This window comes from Pseudomonas sp. MF6747 (assembly GCF_963890955.1).
Taxonomy (GTDB): Bacteria; Pseudomonadota; Gammaproteobacteria; order Pseudomonadales; family Pseudomonadaceae; genus Aquipseudomonas.
On the sequence record NZ_CAWPSZ010000004.1, the window covers coordinates 24345 to 41136 of the forward strand.

Here is a 16792-nt window from a genome sequence, read left to right on the forward strand (position 1 = left end):
CAATGACATGACGTATTCAACTCGCCGCCACCTCACCGATGACGCCACCCTCGAGATCCACTTCGGCCCCTTCCAACTGCTGCCCCAACGTCATCGGCTGCTCAAGCACGGGCAACCCGTGGCCCTGGGCAGCCGCGCCCTGACCTTGCTGATCGCCCTCGCCTCCCGGCCCGGTGAACTGCTGGAAAAAGACCGCTTGCTGGCTATCGCCTGGCCGAAAACGGTGGTGGAAGAATGCAACCTGCGCACGCAGATCAAGACACTGCGCCGCGCCCTCGGCGACGAAGAGGCGTTCTACATCGCCACGGTGCCGGGCCAGGGGTATCGGTTTGTTGCGCCCACTTGGATCGAACGTACGCCCGTCACGCAACTAAAAGCGCCGGTGGTTCTCAGCCCGTATGGTTGCCGCCACTGCCGAGGCGCGGGGATGGCGCCGCTGTATGCCCAACTGGGTATGCACAACAGCTGACCGACAGGTGCCGCGAGCGGCGTTATTCTGGCAAGCGTCTTTGTCGTGGCAAGCCCACTTGTTGTGGCAAGAGGGCTTGCTGTGGCGATCGGGCTTGTTGTGGCGAGCGGGCTTGCCCCGCGTTGGGGCGCGAAGCGGCCCCTGCTACAAATACCCAGGTTTATCAGGCAAACCGACTAGCCGGTTTTGGGGCCGCTGCGCAGCCCAACGCGGGGCAAGCCCGCTCGCCACAACAAGCCCCCTTGCCACAACAAGCCTGCTCACCACAACAATCCCGGCTGCCACAGCAAGCCCGTTTGCCACAGCAACATCGCTCCCCACAACAAGCCCGCGCCCAGCGGTTTATAGGTGCGGCGTATAGCTGATCGCACTCAGGTCCAGGTGCCCGTCCTTCAGCGGCGGGCACCAGTAGTAGCCACCCGTCAACGGTGTACTGATGCGGTACAGCCCGTCCACTATCCCGTCTTCCAGCCCGCTCATGCGCCGCAGTTGGGCTTCAAATGCATCAAAGGAATGCCCGAAGGCGAGGAACATCAACCCTGCCTGACCGTTCTCGGCCCAAGGCATCGAGCGGCGCACCACGAAGGCTTCCGGCGTGAAACTTTCCTGCGCGGTGCGTTTGGTGTGCGCGGACTCGGGTGCGTCGTCCAGCTCTTCGTTATCGCCATGGCGGCGGCCGATGATGTGGTCGCGCTCTTGCGCAGGCAAAGCGGCAAAACCGTCGAGGTCGTGCTGCCACTGCTGGATCGCGGCAAAGCTGGCGCCGCTGTCGGTCATCGCGGCTTCGACCGCGGCGTCGTCGTGGGGGTTTTCAGTGCCGTCTTCATAGTCGGTCAAATCGAAGCCGGTCTTGTAGCGGAAACCTTCGGTCATCTGCACCAGGCGAAAGGCCGGCGCCATGGCTTTTTCAACACTGCGGCTGCGCAACAGCAGCTCACCGCGATCCACGCCATGCAGCCATACCCACAGCGCCTGCTGGGTGGAGGGGTTATGCGCGCCCGGGCCGCTGACGGCAGGGAACGCGCGCAAGCCGTCAATGGTTGCGCCCAGTGCAGTCACCAGCGGCTCACCCAAACCCACCACCGCGGACGAATCGGTCAACTGCACCAGCGCGTCCAATGCGCCGGGTACGGCAGCCAGGCAATCCACGGCAAAAAACAGATGGCGTGCCTGCAAGGGCACCGGTGCGGCAAGAATGCCCGGCTGGTACTGACTCATGTGAACTCCTTCAAGAAAGCCGCGTAGTTTAACCGCCGCACGCCTGCTTTTGCTCAGGCTTTTCCAGGTCACGCGGGTCCAGACCCAATTGCGCCTTCAACTGCGTCCAGCCCGTGGGCGTGACCCGTACCGCGCGGGAATCTTTCGAGCGGCGCAACCAACCGGCTTCGCACAACGCGCTGAGCAACTGCACGCCCAACGGCCCGGCCAAATGATGGGTGCGCTCTGATGCTGATCGCCGCGCGCGTGCTGCAGGGCGTCGGCGCGGCATTGCTGGTGCCCGCTTCCCTGGCACTGATCAATCAGGCCTACCTCGACAACCCTGCCGGGCGCGTGGCGGCTATCGGCGTATGGCCCGGGTGCGGCGGCATCGCCATGGCCGCCGGGCCGTGGGTGGGGGGCGTGCTGATCCAGATGCTGGGATGGCGAAGTCTCTTCCTCGTCAATCCGCCACTGGGACTGCTCGCCGTCGCACTGAGTGCGCGCCTTGCCGCCAGTGCCAGACAACCGCGGGCAGCGGGCGGGCTGCGCCTTACGGTGCAACTGTTCGGCAGCCGCGTGTTCAGCCTGTGCGCGGCGGTTTCCCTGGTATCTGCATTGCTGCTGTACGGCCTGATGTTTTTACTCGGCCTGTATTTCCAGCGAACGTTGGGCTTCTCGCCACTGTGGACCGGCGTCGCATTTTTGCCGCTGACGGTGCTGGTGAGCATTGGCAGCCTGATGGCCGGCCAATTGGTGCGCGCGTTCGGCAGTCGCTGGCTGATCGGCGGCGCCCTGGTGCTGTACGTGGCCGGCTTCGGCCAGTTGCTGATGAGCGGCACATCCCCCGACTATGCCCTGCTCGTGGTGCCCCTGCCGATCATCGGCCTGGCGGCGGGGCTGATCACTCCCGCCACCACCGCCGCGCTGATGAACGCGGTGCACCCGGCACAGGCCGGAATTGCCGCCGGCACCCTCAACACCGCGCGACAAATCGGCGCAGCGCTGGGCGTGGCGTTGGCAGGGACGCTGCTGTAATGCGTCTGGCGCTTGCCACACAGCCCTTGGATGGGTGACTCTCTAGTCATGTTTTGCAACTATTCCAGGGGTAGCGACATGACCACCAGTAACCTGCTCGACCAGCTGTTTCCGACCTCCGCCGCCGATATTCCCGAGCAATTTCGCCTGGCGGCGCCCATTGAACAGCGTGATTACCTGGTCGACGGCCAGTTGCAGGTGTGGAACGGCCCTTTGGCCCAGGTACTGAGCCCGGTGCAACTGGGCGATGAGCGCGTGCATATCGGCAGCACGCCCCTGCTGGACGCCGACACCGCCCTGACTGCCCTCGACGCCGCCGTGCGCGCCTATGACCGAGGCCAGGGCGAATGGCCGACGATGCGCGTGGCCGAGCGCATCCAGCATGTGGAAGCTTTCTTGCGGCGCATGCGCGAACAGCGTGATGCGGTGGTCAAGCTGCTGATGTGGGAGATCTGCAAGAACCTCAAGGACTCGCAGAAAGAATTCGACCGCACCTGCGACTACATCACCGACACCATCAATGCCCTCAAGGAACTCGACCGCCGCAGCAGCCGCTTCGAGCTGGAACAGGACACGCTGGGGCAAATCCGCCGCGTGCCGCTCGGCGTGGCGCTGTGCATGGGGCCTTATAACTACCCGCTGAACGAGACCTTCACCACGCTGATCCCGGCGCTGATCATGGGCAACACCGTGGTGTTCAAGCCGGCCAAGCTTGGCGTGCTGTTGATTCGCCCGCTGCTGGAGGCGTTCCGTGACAGCTTTCCGGCCGGCGTGATCAACGTGATCTACGGCAGTGGCCGTGAAACCGTCAGTGCGCTGATGGCCAGCGGCAAGATCGATATCTTCGCGTTCATCGGCACCAACAAGGCCGCCAGCGACTTGAAAAAGCTGCACCCCAAACCACACCGCCTGCGCGCGGCCTTGGGCCTGGATGCGAAAAACCCTGGCATCGTGCTGCCCGAGGTGGACCTGGACAATGCGGTCAACGAAGCCGTCACCGGCTCGCTGTCGTTTAATGGCCAACGCTGCACTGCGCTGAAAATCCTGTTTGTGCACGAAGATGTCGTCGAGCGCTTTATCGAGAAATTCAACACCAAGCTGGCCACGTTGAAACCCGGCATGCCCTGGGAAGACGGCGTCTCGCTGACGCCGCTGCCGGAAGTCGGCAAGGTCGATTACCTCAACGCGCTGGTGGCCGATGCGGCGCAGCATGGCGCCAAGGTGGTGAATGCCAATGGCGCAACCAGCCGCGGTTCGTTCTTTTACCCGGCGGTGCTGTACCCGGTGAACCCACAGATGCGCGTGTACCACGAGGAGCAGTTCGGGCCAGTGGTGCCGATTGTGCCTTACCGTGACCTGGGCACAGTGATCGACTACGTACTGGACTCGGACTTCGGTCAACAACTGAGTATCTTCGGCACCAACGCCGTGGAGGTCGGGCGCCTGGTAGATGTGTTCGCCAACCAGGTTGGCCGTATCAACCTCAATGCCCAGTGCCAGCGCGGCCCGGACACGTTCCCCTTCAACGGCCGCAAGAACTCGGCCGAGGGCACGCTGTCGGTACATGACGCATTGCGCGTGTTCTCGATCCGCACGCTGGTGGCGACCAAGTTCCAGGAAAGCAACAAGGCGCTGGTCAGCGATATCCTGCGCAACCGTGACTCAAGCTTCTTGACGACCGACTACATTTTCTAAAGATGGCGCAGTTCAACAGGTGGGAGCGGGCTTGCTCGCGAAAGCGCAGTGTCAGTCAACACATCTTTGACTGACACCGCGCACTTGCAAGCAAGCCCGCGCCCACCACTTAGACCGCGTTCGCACTGACTACTAAGGCCACGTCAATACCGATGAACCTGCATTTGCCCGCGTTCGCACGGCGCCTGTTGCGCCCCTTGCTGGACCCCTACCGCCGCTATCGCCATGCCAAACTGATCCACGCTGTGCGCGTGTCCATCGGTTTGCTGGCGACCATCCTGCTCACCACCGGCATCAACCTGCCGCACGGCGAGTGGGCCTCGGTGACCATGCTGATCGTGATCGGCGGTTTGCAGCACCACGGCAATATCGGCAAAAAAGCTGTGGAGCGCGCCTACGGCACCTTGATCGGCGCCAGCGTCGGCTTGTTGCTGGTGGTGCAACAGGCCTATTTCGGTCAGCCATTGCTCACGTATCTGTTGATGTCGGTGGTGTGCGGGTTCTTTTCCTATCACGCCATCGGCAAGGGCGGTTACATCGCGCTGTTGTCGGCGATCACGGTGTTTATCGTCGCGGGGCACGGGGATAATCCGATATCCGACGGCTTGTGGCGCACCGTCGACATTCTGATCGGCATTGTCTTGGCGCTGGCGTTCTCCTTCGCCCTGCCGCTGTACGCGGTGTACTCATGGCGCTACAACCTGGCCAGCGCGTTGCGTGACTGCGCGCAAATCTATAGCCGAATCATCAGCGGCCAGTCGGTCACCGATGATGAACACTTGAAGCTGCTCAACCGCTTGAATGCGGCCATGCTGCAGTTGCGCTCGTTGATGCCGTCAGTGTCCAAGGAAGTGCGCATCTCCATGACCGAACTGGATGCGATCCAACGGCACCTGCGCATGTGCATCAGCACCCTGGAGATTCTCGGCAATACCCGGCCCGATCCACGCGATGCACAGGCGATGGCACGGATGCAGGTGATGTTGAAGGCGGAGCACCGGCAGATTCGGGTGCAGTGGGTGGGCATGGCACGGGCCTTGAAGCTGGGGTTTACCGAGCGGCTGGAACGGCCTGCCACGCACACAGCGGATGACGACGCACTGGAAGCGCCGGTACAGAGTGCGCTGGACGGGTATCGGTTATTGACGTTGCAACTGGCGGCGAATGTGGATGCCATGCGCCAGCGGCTGGCCAAGACGGCGAGTCACTGGAAGATTTGAGGGGCATGCAAAAGGGACAGCGCACGGTTAAGCAGCACTGTCCCGCCCCACGCTCAAACATGACTGCTGATCAGGTCAGACGGGTGATTCGCAGCGAGTTGACGATGAAGTCATTGCCACCCTCCGCACCACTGCCGCCCCCTTTGGCCTGGTAGTTATAAAGTACAACTTCTGCACCGCCCATATTGCCGACAAACTCGGCATCCAGGACATACCATTGCTGCCGGGGTATGGAGACTGGGCCTTTGAGGGTCTGCCCTGCCACATATATAGCCAGTAGCGGATCGTTATAACCCGACTGATTATAGATAGTTGCATCCACCCGATAACGGTGAGCGCTATTGAAATTACGCACCGCATTGAACAGTACACCCGCGTTCGAGGCTGGCCAGAGTGCGGTGACGACTTGAAAACCGGTGCCCGACATATAACCGCCCGCCGCACCTGCACCGGCACTCCAGGGCCCATAGCTTCCACCCGGAAAGTTGGATACAGCGTCCGTCCACGAATCGTTGATGATGTAGCTCGCGGTTGGAAACACTACGGCTCGCCATTTGTCCGTGCCGCCATCGTAGGCCACTCGAGTCTCAATCTGAAACCGGGAGTTCCTCGGCAGCGCTGTCAAAACGTTACGCAGCACTGCCTGGTTCACCAGGCCATTTATCGCGTCATTAGTCTTGACCACATAATCCGTCAGCACCTCCTGCGATCGCCCCTCTCCCATCAACGTAATCCATACACGCTGCCCTGCTTTACTTAACGGCCATTGGCTCAACGTCAACTGAGCATTGCCCGCAAAGTTGTTCAAGTCGATGACCGTTCCGTTGGCCTGATAATTAATTGTGGGCGTTGGCAACAGGGATGGCGCAATAGCCCCGACGGTAACGGTTTGAACGGTTGACTGAGCCGTTCTTCCACCTCGTTGAATCGAATACTTCAACTGCACCCGGCTATTGACACTGTGATGCAGCACCTGAGCCGCCGTCAGGTCGAACACTACCGCGCCACTCGCATGACCACTCAGGGTGGTTTGATACTGACTTCCATCCTGATAAATCCAACTCAGTGTGATGCTGTCCGTGGCAAGCATGCCAGGGTATTTAACCGTCACACCGGTGTTGTATTGAATAGCCAGCGGATCAACTGTCGTCACTTGCGCAGTGGTTGAAGCGCCGTTGAGTGTTGGGTAGGGCAATACATCGGGAGTCGGTGTACCTACCACCCTGACCACACTGGTGCCCGAATGCCCCAGTGGCGAACCAGTGCCGGTTTGCCACTCGAACCTTAAGCTGACCGTGGCATCCGTCAGCGAGCTGAGCACGTCGTTGCCGATAGGAATGCTCTCCCCCCGCAGGTTTCTGTCGGTAACCGCAGGCAAACGAAGGGTGCGGGTTGACTCTCCATACTCGGTAACCTGGGTAATCACCAATATGAGCACAACGCGGTTGCTCGGGCTCGGCGTCGGCGTCTTGCGCGGCAACGCAACCAGCGCGGCAAAGCGTGCCGCGCTGAACTGATCCAGATCGACGACAGAGGCTTCGACCTCGTTTACCGTGAAAATCGGCGGGTCAAGCAGGCTGGGGTCCAGTTCGCTGTTGAGGAGGTATGGCCGGGAATAGGCGTATTTCTCACCGGAGGTGTTGTTCACTACGTCGCGCACCATGAACTGCACACTCACCGGGCCGTACAGGTTGCCCGCCTGGATAACCGACGGGCTGATAAAAACCCGGATCGGCCCCGGCCCGGCAGCCTCGTCCGGGCTGACAACATGGTCGATCGTCGTGGCGCCGTAGGCGACGGTGACGGTGTCGTTCTTGCGGATGTTTTCGTACCTGGTAATCAGGCACCACAGCCCGCTTGTGATGTTGGTCGGATTAAGGATTGCACCCGCCGCAAACCCTTCAACCGACAGGATCAAGCCTCTGTGAAATTGTTCGGACGCCCAGAACGTCAGGCCACCGGGCCGCTTGGTTTTCACCAAGTAGGTGTCAGGCATCGAGCGCACCAACTGCCCGCTGGCAGCGCGCGTGACCTGGCCGTACACCGGGAACTCGCCTTCCGGAATCTTGGTCTTGGGGATGGACAGGTTGTAGCGATCACTCACCTTGGTGACGACGGCCGAGGCCACCGCAATGCTCGAGTCCCGCCAGTAGATCGCGTAAAGATCGTTGACGGTGGCAGCGTACCAGTTCTCAAAGGTGAAGAGCGCATTGGGGTCGGTTTCGCGCTGGCCCAGGCCCCACTTCGCGGTTTCCGGGTATAGGGCCTGAGCCAACGGAACAGACGGATAGACCGAATAGGGCGGCGGTGAGAGTTCTTCAGTGGGGGTGGTCATGGTCATCACCTTGCTGGTTGGGACGCACGCAAATGGCGTCACGGGCAAGGTCAATGAAGCGCTTGGGACCGTCACTGAATCTACTGTCAGAACTGACAGTAGCGATAAATGGTAGAGCGCGTTTCACCGCGTCAGCCAGCGGCCAGGCTGGCGAGTCATTGCAAGCGGCAACGAAAAAGGGACAGCCTGCGCTGACGCAGTGCTGTCCCCTGCACTTCCTGGCGTTTTGCCTGGGGTACCGAAGGGCCTTAAAGCGGGACGAAACTCACACTGTCCGAGCCGTTATTGACGACCAGGACTACGCCGGCGGCGGGTGAGAAGGCTATGTTTGCAGCGTTGCTGAACCCGGTGAGGCGTTTAGTAATCTGGTTGGTGTTGGTGTTGATGATGTACACCGAATCGCGATTGGACCCAATCCCACCAGGGCCCACGCCTCCCACCCAGAGCTCCGGCGCATTTGGGTTACGCGTGATGCCCCACGCCCAATTGATGCCCGTGATTTTCTGGATGATGAGGTTACTCATCAGGTCAACAACCAGGACGCCATCCACGTCACTGACGTAGGCGTAGCGCGCCGGACTGCCTGCACTGAAGGCTATTTGTACGGGCCGATTGGTACCACTGATTCTCGCCACGAGCGCATTGCGGGTACCGGCGCTGATGAAATCCAGCACCGAGGCTGAAGCGACGAGCACCTGTGTTTGTTCCGGGTTGACCGCCACGCCGAACGGGTTCACCCCAACGGAGACCCGACCGAGAACGGCGCCCGAGGCGGTATCATGGACGGACACAAAGGAATTTCGGGTGCAGGCAACAAACAATCGCGAGCCATCCGCCGTAATGGCGAGTCCCGAAAGGTCGTTGCCGCCCGCGATCGGAACCGTCGAAAGGATCCTGTACGTGGAGGTGTCGATGACGGTGTAACTTGAGCCGTCAAAATTGCCCACATACAGACGCCGGTTGTCTGGACTGAGCACCGACAGGAACGCCGAGTTCACGTTGAAGAGGGTGTAAATGACTTTACGCGACCTCACATCAATGACTGAAACCGAATGGCTAAACTGACAGGTTACAAAGGCCCGCAGCCCATCGCTGGTGATACTGATCCCGTGGGGGGCCATCCCGACATCAACCGTCTCGGTCAACCCGCCGCCCTGGGCTTGAAACGTCAGTTCCTGAATAGCCGAGGATTGTGTCTTGGTCCCCGTCGTCACCTCATAAGACAGCTTGATGAGCTGGCCTGGGCTTTGCGCGATGATTTGCGCGCTGATGGAAAACAGCACCAGGCCGCTGCTCACCCCGGCCTGCACGGGAATACTGGCAACAGTGCCATCGGCAAAGGTCCATTTGAGCCTGATGATCTGCGCCTCGGTCATGCCCTGGTACGCCACGGCCACAACGGCGCCACTCAGATAGTTGCTGGCGAGGACGACCTGAGGCCCTGTTTTGTTATCGAAGGCAGGTGCCAGGAGCCTCAACGCCGACGTGCCGACCACTTGGACCACACTGGTGCCCGAGCGATTGAGCACCACTCCCCCAGCGGTTTGCCACTCAAAGCTCAGGCTGATCTTGGCATCTGTCAGCGAGCTGAATACGCCGTTGCCGATGGGAATGCTCTCGCCCCGCAGGTTTCTGTCGGTCACCGCTGGCAAACGAAGCGTTCGGGTTGACTCGCCGTACTCGGTTACCTGGGTAATCACCAGTATCAGCACAACCCGGTTGCTGGGGCTCGGCGTCGGCGTCTTGCGTGGCAAGGTGACCAGCGCCGCAAAATGTGCCGCGCTGGACAGATCAAGATCGACGATAGAGGCCTCGACCTCGTTCACCGTGAAGATCGGCGGATCCAGCAGGTTGGGGTCCAGTTCGCTGTTGAGAATGTAAGGCCGGGAATAGGCGTACTTCTCCCCGGAGGTGTTGTTCACCACATCGCGCACCATAAACGCCACGCCCACCGGACCGTGCAGGTTGCCCGCCTGGATAATCGTCGGGCTGATAAAAACCCGGATCGCCCCCGGCCTAGCCGCCTCGTCGGGGCTGACAACATGGTCAATGGTCGTGGCGCCGTAGGCGACGGTGATGGTGTCGTTCTTGCGGATGTTTTCGTACTTGGTAATCAGGCACCACAACCCACCGGTAATGTTGGTCGGATTAAGGATCGCACCCGCCGGGAATCCCTCGATGGACAGGATCAAGCCTCTGTGAAATTGCTCCGCAGCCCAGAACGTGAGGCCACCGGGACGCTTGCTCTTGACCAGGTAGGTTTCAGGAAGCGAGCGCACCACTTGACCGCTGGCCGCGCGTGTGACCTGCCCGAACACCGGGAATTCGCCTTCCGGGATCTTGGTCTTGGGGATCGTCAGGTTGTAGCGATCAGCCACCTTGGTCACGACAGCCGAAGCCACCGCCATACTCGAATCGCGCCAGTAGAGCGCATAAAGATCGTTGACGGTGGCCGCGTACCAGTTCTCGAAGGTAAAGAGCGCGTAGGGGTCGGTTTCACGCTGGCCCAGGCCCCACGTCGCGGTTTCCGGGTAAAGCGCCTCAGCCAATCGGACAGCAGGGTAGACCGAATAAGGGGGTGGAGAGAGTTCTTCAGTGGGAGTGGTCATGGCCATACCTTGCTGGTTTAGCGCGCTGAAACGGCGCGACGGGCAAGGTGAATGAGGCGCTTGGGGCTCTAATCGAATCTACTGTCAGAACTGACAGTGGCGACGAATGGTAGGCTTGCAGGAAAAATCCGACAGACACACGCGGGATCGAACATCTGTTGTTACCCACCCATTTTCTTACATATTTTTCACGATTTATTCACATCCGCAGACGTAGGGTGAAGCCTCATCCGTTACAAACGTTGCACATCAAGCCCGCCGCCCCAGCGGGCTTTTTTTTGCGTTGGATAAAGGCTTATCGCGCTGCCTTGGTGGCGGGCGCTGCCGCTTGTTCACGAATGGCACGCTGGGTATCCAGCACCTTGGCCAACGCGGTTTCAGCTTCAGCGCTTTGCTGCGGCACACGAATCGCGGCCGACACCAGCGTGATCAACTTGGCCATTACCTCGGCGTCCGTGGCCGGGCGGCCCAGGCTCATGGAGTTCATCAGCAGGCGCAGTTCCGTCCCCGCCATCACCCCGGAAATCGCCTTGAGCGCAAATTGCAGGCGCACGCCCAACTCATTGCGGGGCAGGTCCGGCAAGGCCAGTGCGAACGCTTCGAAAAAACGCTGGAACACCGGCTGATAATGAACCTTGAGGTATTCCTGGATAAACGGCGAGGTGTCGCTGTAAACCCGACCCAGGAAACGAATGAATGAGCGCCCTTCCCCGCTGGCGGGGTCACTGCGCTCCAGGCCCATGGCCGGGGCGAACAGCACGCCAAGCAAGGTATCGCAATCGAGGGGCCCGTCGGATTCGGCTTCGCAGCGCGCAAGCAGTTCCAGGCGCTGCTCGTTGAGCGGCTCCAGGCGCTGCATCAGCAGGGTTTTCATCAGGGAATCCTTGTCCCCGAAGTGGTAGTTCACGGCGGCCAGGTTCACCTGGGCGCGCTCGGTAATCTGCCGGAGCAGAACGGCATCGTAGCCGTACTTGATGAAGAGAGCCTCTGTCGCATCCAGCAGTCGAGTCTTGGTAACGTTTGGAGCGCTGAGTTTCTTCGCGACCATAGGAGTTCCACGGGGGAAATATTGTTTTAAAAAATAATTTGATTTTTTATACCGGGGCAGCCCTTCGAAAGCAAGTACTGACACTGCGCTGTCCATCTAAAAGCCTGTATAACCGGGACTTCCGCGACTCGCCGAGGGCATCGCAAGTCGCTCGAACGCGTATGCGATAAATTCGTTTCAAAGGGTAAAACCGCTCTACATCCATGGCTGGCGAAGCGCATGGAACGCGGTTACTATTCAAACAATATTTTAAAAACAAGAAATAAAACCAGTCCGTGACGCGTACCAAGCAGCTCCCGAACTTGTTACAAGGATTTACCGGGCGCAAGCGGCACCGTCGAGACTGCAGGCGTAGTCATGATGACAGATACCCCCGCGCACCCAGGCTTGATTTCCCTGCAAGGCATCGGCAAACGCTATCAGCTTGCCGGCCAGGAACTGACCATCCTCAATGATGTGTGCCTGTCCATCGCCAGCGGCGACAGTTGCGGCATTCTCGGCGCCTCCGGCTCCGGCAAAAGTACCCTGCTCAATATCCTCGGCCTGCTGGATTTGCCCAACTGCGGCCAATACCGCTTTGCCGGCCACGATATTTTCAGCGCCAGCCCCGATGAGCTGGCGGCGATCCGCAACCAGCAGATCGGTTTCGTGTTCCAGAGCTTTAACCTGCTGCCGCGCCTCAGTGCCCTGGACAACGTCGCCCTGCCCTTGAGTTACCGTGGCGTGTCGCGCCACGAGTCGGTGGAACAGGCGTTGCGCATGCTGGAGCAGGTCGGCCTGGCCGAGCGCGCCCACCACCGCCCCGCCGACCTCTCCGGCGGCCAGCGTCAACGCGTGGCGATTGCGCGTGCGCTGGTTGGCAAACCCTCGGTGATTCTTGCCGACGAACCCACCGGCAACCTCGACAGCACCACGGCCCAGGAGATCATGGATCTGCTTCTGGGCCTCAACCGCGAACAGCAAGTGACGCTGATCATCGTCACCCATGACCCGCATATCGCCGAGCGCCTGGAGCGCAAGATCCTGGTACGCAATGGCGTGGTGCATGAGGCCGGGCGCCTATGAGCTTGCGGGTCGAGCAGAGCCTGAGCCAACTGCTGCATGAAGCGTTTGTGAGCCTGCGCACCCTGGGCAAGCGCTCGGTCCTGGCGCTGCTGGGCATCGTCATCGGCAGTTCATCGGTGGTGGCCTTGATCAATATCGGCCATAACGCGGCGGTGGATGCCGCGATGATCTTCAAGGACATGGGCACCGACACCCTGGTTGCCCAGTTTCCGCCCAAAGGCAACAGCAGCGCGCCGATGCGCGCCAGCCTCGACCTTGAGGCCGTGCGCGACACCGTGCCCGGCATTGCCCATATCGGCGCCCTCAGCGTGTTCGGTGGGCCGATCGTGTTCCACGGCCGCACGGCTAACGCCAACCTGGTCGGCACCACAGCCGATATCAAGGACGCCATGCGCCTGGTGGTGCGCGACGGGCGCTTTCTTTCGCCCTTCGACGCCAGTGAAACCTACGCCGTGATCGGCGACCAGCTCGCTCAGGCCCTGGGTATGCCGGGTGACCCGCTGAAACCGGGCGACCGCATACGCATCAACGACTACCTGTTCCTGGTAGTGGGCATCCTGCACAACCAGGCCCGCGCCATGCTCATGCCGGTGCAGGCCAACGAATCGCTGTTCATCCCCGCCGAAGGCATGCGCCGCATCTACCCGACCCCGCAAATCGGCAACGTGATTATCCGCGCCACGCCGGGCCAGGACATGGAGCGCATCGCCCGCGACGCCTCCAGCGCCTTGAAACGCCAACTCACCGACCACGATGTCGACATCCAGGTACCCCAGCAAATGATCGATGGCATGACCCGGCAAAGCCGCACGTTCGCCTATTTGTTGCTGGCGCTGGGTGCGATCTCGCTGGTAGGCGGCGGCGTCGGTGTGATGAACGTGATGCTGATGAATGTCTCGGAGCGCCGCCGTGAGATTGGTATCCGCATGGCCCTGGGCGCGCGTCAGCGTGACATCCGCAACCTGTTCCTGCTCGAAGCCGTGACCCTGACGGCCGTCGGCGCACTGTGCGGCGCCGTGCTGGGCATGGGCGCCGCCTGGCTCTATGCCTGGCTGTCGGGCTGGGCGTTTGCCCTGGCCGCCGCCGCCCTGCCCCTTGGGGTGGGCAGTACGTTGCTGGTGGGCTTGTTCTTTGGCATTTACCCAGCGGTGTCCGCCTCGCGGCTGCAACCGGTGGAGGCCTTGCGTGATGAATAAATGGCCGCTGTTACTGGTGATGGCAAGCCTGCCGGCCATGGCTGGCGACGTGGTGATCAACCCGTCCGCGCCCAGCAGCACCCGCACAGGTTACGAGCGCGGCGTGTCGTTGAATGCCCAGGTCACCACCCTGACCCTGGGTGATGCGGTGTACCTGGGCTTGCGCAACAACCCGGCAATCCGCAGCGCGTACCTGCAACGGGTGGCGCAGAAGTTCGACCTGCGCGTGGCCGAAGATGTGTTCAACCCCAAGCTCACGCTCAACAGTTATTACCGCCAAAGTCGCGGCACCGCCGATAACTCACGCAACGCCAACCTGGCCCCGAACGCCACCTTGCTCGGCGAATACGGCACGCGGCTGAGCATGGCCTGGACCCAACAACTGAACAACGCCGATCGCGCCGGCCGCTACCGCAGTGACGGCCTCGACCTGGCGCTCATCCAGCCGCTGGCGCGCGGCGCCGGTTGGGACGCCACCACCGCGCCGCTGCGCCTGTCGCGCCTGTCGGAACAGGCCAACCGGCTCAACCTCAAGGCTACCGTGGCGCAGACCATCAGCCAGATCATCGCCACGTACCGCGAACTGCTGCGCGCCCAGGAGCAGTTGAGCATCGTCCAGGATGCGCTCAAACGCTCCAACACGTTGCTGGAGGTGAACAAGGCATTGATCAGCGCAGGCCGCATGGCCGAGTTCGAAATCGTGCAGACCGAAGCTGACATCGCCACCCAACAACTCGGCGTCGAAGAAGCGCAGAACCAGCTCGATACAAGCCGCCTGGCCCTGCTGCGCCTGTTGGCGCTGGACCTGTCGACGCCCATCCGCGCCAGCGAGGCGCTGGAGGCCAGGCCGATGACCATTGACAAGCGCCAGGCCTTCAACCTGGCGCAGACCCAGCAGCCGGAATACCTCGCCGCCCTGCTGGGCAGCCAACAGGCCGACCTCAACCTGGTGATCGCCAAGGATTCCGGGCGCTGGCAGGTCGACCTGGTGGCCGGGGCCAACCAGATCCGCGATGCCTACAGCAACAACGACAACGGCAATGGCAACGGCAACGGCAATGGCAACAACCGCACGTGGAACAGCTACGCTGGCGTGCAGGTGCAAATCCCTATCGGTGACATCAGCACGCGACAGGCCGAGGTGCGCGCGCGGGTCAACGTCGAGGACCAGCAGATCCGTATCACCGATGCGCGTCAGGAGCTGGAACGCAACGTCAACGACGTGGTGCGCGACCTCGGCACACGCTGGCGCCAATATGAAATCTCCCAGCGCGCTGTCGAGCTGTCGCGGCGCAAGATCGAAATCGAGCGGGAAAAACTCAGTGCCGGGCGCTCCACCAACTTTCAGGTGTTGAGTTTCGAGACCGACCTGCGCAACGCCGAGAACGCCCAGCTCAATGCGCTGATCGCTTATTTGAACGCCCAGACCCAGCTCGACCTGACGCTGGGCATGACGCTGGAAAGTTGGGAAATCGCCCTCAATGACTACTGATAAAAAACGCCTGCTCGGCGCTGTATTGGTCGTGCTGCTGACCGGCACAGGCATTGCCGTGCTCAGCCATCGCAGTGACGCCGGGCAAACCCGGACGGCCGAGCAATGGCTGGCGGTAAAACCCGACGCACTCGTGCACCAGATCGGCCTGGTGGGCAAGATCGAACCCGAGTCCACCGTCACCCTGACGGCGCCGTTCGACGGCAACGTGCTGGACAACCTGGTCGAGCAAGGCCAGCGTGTCGACGCCGGCCAGGTGCTGTTGCGCATGGACCCGGCCACCCTCGAGGTGCAGCTGCGCGACGCATTGTCGGCCCAGCTCAAGGCCCGGCGCACCGTGCAAGAGATGCAAGACTGGGACAGCAGCCCCGCCGTCAGCCGTGCGCGCCGCAGCCTGCGCACCGCCGAAATGACCGCCGGCAACACCCAGCGCAAACTCACCGAAAGCGAAAACCTGTTCAAGCGCGGCATCATTCCGCGCAACGAACTGGACGACCTCAAACAGCAGACTCAGCAGCAGCAACTGGACCTCGCCTCCGCCCGCAGTGAACTGCAGCAGGCGCAGGACCAAGGCCAGGGCGAATACAAGCAGATCGCCGACATGGAACTGACCAACGCCACGGTCAAGTACGACGCCCTGCACAAACTGCTCGATGGCAAGGAGGTCAAGGCGCCGTTCTCCGGCATCGTGGTGCCCGCCCCCGGCAGCACTACGTCGACGCCAGGCGGTGGCAACAGTAACGCGCCGGTGCAGGCCGGCAGCAAAGTCAGCCAGGGCCAGGTGCTGTTCGGCCTGGCGAACATCGAACGGCTGAAAATCGTGGCCAAGGTGTCGGAGCTGGACATCAACCAGCTGCACCAGGGCCAGGCGGTGGAAGTGATGGGCGATGGCTTCGACGGGGAGCGGCTGATCGGCTCGGTGAGTGTGGTCAGCGGCTTGGCGATTGCCAGCGACAGCCAGGGCAGCGCGCAATTTCCGGTGACCTTGTCGATACCCAAGCTGACGCCGCAGCAACTGCAGCGCGTGCGGCTGGGGATGAGTGCGCGATTGACCATTGTCACCTACAACAATGAGCAGGCGATTGTGGTGCCAAGCCAGGCGATCAACCGCGCTGACATGACCGTGGAGTACCGCGCGACGATGGACCAACCGGTGGAGCGGGTGAAGGTCACCACCGGGCAGTCGACCGCGCAGGGGGTGGAAGTGTTTGGCCTCAAGCCTGGTTTCGTGAAAATTGGAAGTTGAAACGCCGATCAACTGTGAGAACGGGCTTGTCGGATCGCCGCACCGCTGCGATGGCATCAACGGCTTATGCCTGATGCACCGAGTTGCCTGCATCGCAGGCAAGCCCGTTCCCACAAAAAAGCAGAGCACAGCGGTGTGGTAGACGCACTCGGTTGAACTGTGGGGGAGCGGACGTGCTCGCG

The 16792-nt window shown here is 61.4% G+C and carries 13 protein-coding genes; 8 read left to right on the top strand and 5 right to left on the bottom strand.

The features are described 5' to 3' along the window. Positions 1–7: 7 nt before the first annotated feature. Positions 8–469 carry a winged helix-turn-helix domain-containing protein gene (locus tag AACW30_RS05225; protein WP_200624402.1) on the top strand — a complete coding sequence of 154 codons (462 nt, stop codon included), beginning with the start codon at positions 8–10 and terminating at the stop codon, positions 467–469. A 342-nt stretch (positions 470–811) separates the two neighbouring features. Here AACW30_RS05225 and AACW30_RS05230 read toward each other — a convergent pair whose 3' ends face one another. Both AACW30_RS05230 and AACW30_RS05235 read right to left on the bottom strand, forming a co-directional pair. Continuing rightward, positions 812–1687 carry a Dyp-type peroxidase gene (locus AACW30_RS05230; RefSeq protein WP_106578765.1) on the bottom strand — a complete coding sequence of 292 codons (876 nt, stop codon included), beginning with the start codon at positions 1685–1687 and terminating at the stop codon, positions 812–814. Positions 1688–1715: 28 nt separating this feature from the next. Next, entirely contained in the window at positions 1716–1898 is a 183-nt protein-coding gene (locus tag AACW30_RS05235) for an ArsR family transcriptional regulator (RefSeq protein ID WP_124417898.1), read from the bottom strand. A gap of 17 nt (positions 1899–1915) precedes the next feature. Here AACW30_RS05235 and AACW30_RS05240 point away from each other — a divergent pair, with 17 nt between their 5' ends. The 3 genes from AACW30_RS05240 (at position 1916) to AACW30_RS05250 (ending at position 5619) form a co-directional block, all read left to right on the top strand. Further along, positions 1916–2704 (top strand): MFS transporter, encoded by a 789-nt coding sequence (locus tag AACW30_RS05240; protein ID WP_200624404.1) that lies wholly within the window; start codon positions 1916–1918, stop codon positions 2702–2704. A 78-nt stretch (positions 2705–2782) separates the two neighbouring features. Then, entirely contained in the window at positions 2783–4399 is a 1617-nt protein-coding gene (locus AACW30_RS05245) for an NADP-dependent glyceraldehyde-3-phosphate dehydrogenase (protein ID WP_200624405.1), read from the top strand. A 158-nt stretch (positions 4400–4557) separates the two neighbouring features. Next, a complete protein-coding gene (locus AACW30_RS05250; RefSeq protein ID WP_200624517.1) occupies positions 4558–5619 on the top strand; it encodes an FUSC family protein in 1062 nt (353 codons plus the stop codon). 70 nt (positions 5620–5689) lie between these two features. Here the strand turns inward: AACW30_RS05250 and AACW30_RS05255 are convergent, their stop codons facing one another. The 3 genes from AACW30_RS05255 to AACW30_RS05265 form a co-directional block, all read right to left on the bottom strand. Beyond that, complete coding sequence (locus AACW30_RS05255) at positions 5690–7954, bottom strand: hypothetical protein (protein WP_200624406.1); 2265 nt, start codon at positions 7952–7954, stop codon at positions 5690–5692. A 248-nt stretch (positions 7955–8202) separates the two neighbouring features. Continuing rightward, positions 8203–10563, bottom strand: a complete 2361-nt coding sequence (locus AACW30_RS05260; RefSeq protein WP_200624407.1) for a YncE family protein — start codon at positions 10561–10563, stop codon at positions 8203–8205. Positions 10564–10858: 295 nt separating this feature from the next. Further along, positions 10859–11611, bottom strand: a complete 753-nt coding sequence (locus AACW30_RS05265; RefSeq protein ID WP_106578771.1) for a TetR/AcrR family transcriptional regulator — start codon at positions 11609–11611, stop codon at positions 10859–10861. Between the two features lie 357 nt (positions 11612–11968). Here AACW30_RS05265 and AACW30_RS05270 point away from each other — a divergent pair, with 357 nt between their 5' ends. The 4 genes from AACW30_RS05270 to AACW30_RS05285 are packed head-to-tail and all read left to right on the top strand — an operon-like array spanning position 11969 to position 16610. Continuing rightward, positions 11969–12676, top strand: coding sequence for an ABC transporter ATP-binding protein (locus tag AACW30_RS05270; RefSeq protein WP_119739874.1), 708 nt, complete (start codon positions 11969–11971; stop codon positions 12674–12676). Next, positions 12673–13872 carry an ABC transporter permease gene (locus tag AACW30_RS05275; protein WP_200624408.1) on the top strand — a complete coding sequence of 400 codons (1200 nt, stop codon included), beginning with the start codon at positions 12673–12675 and terminating at the stop codon, positions 13870–13872. Before AACW30_RS05270 ends, AACW30_RS05275 begins: the two co-directional genes overlap by 4 nt. Continuing rightward, positions 13865–15364, top strand: a complete 1500-nt coding sequence (locus AACW30_RS05280) for a TolC family protein (protein ID WP_106578774.1) — start codon at positions 13865–13867, stop codon at positions 15362–15364. Before AACW30_RS05275 ends, AACW30_RS05280 begins: the two co-directional genes overlap by 8 nt. Next, positions 15354–16610, top strand: coding sequence for an efflux RND transporter periplasmic adaptor subunit (locus AACW30_RS05285; protein WP_119739867.1), 1257 nt, complete (start codon positions 15354–15356; stop codon positions 16608–16610). Before AACW30_RS05280 ends, AACW30_RS05285 begins: the two co-directional genes overlap by 11 nt. The last annotated feature ends 182 nt before the right edge of the window (positions 16611–16792 follow it).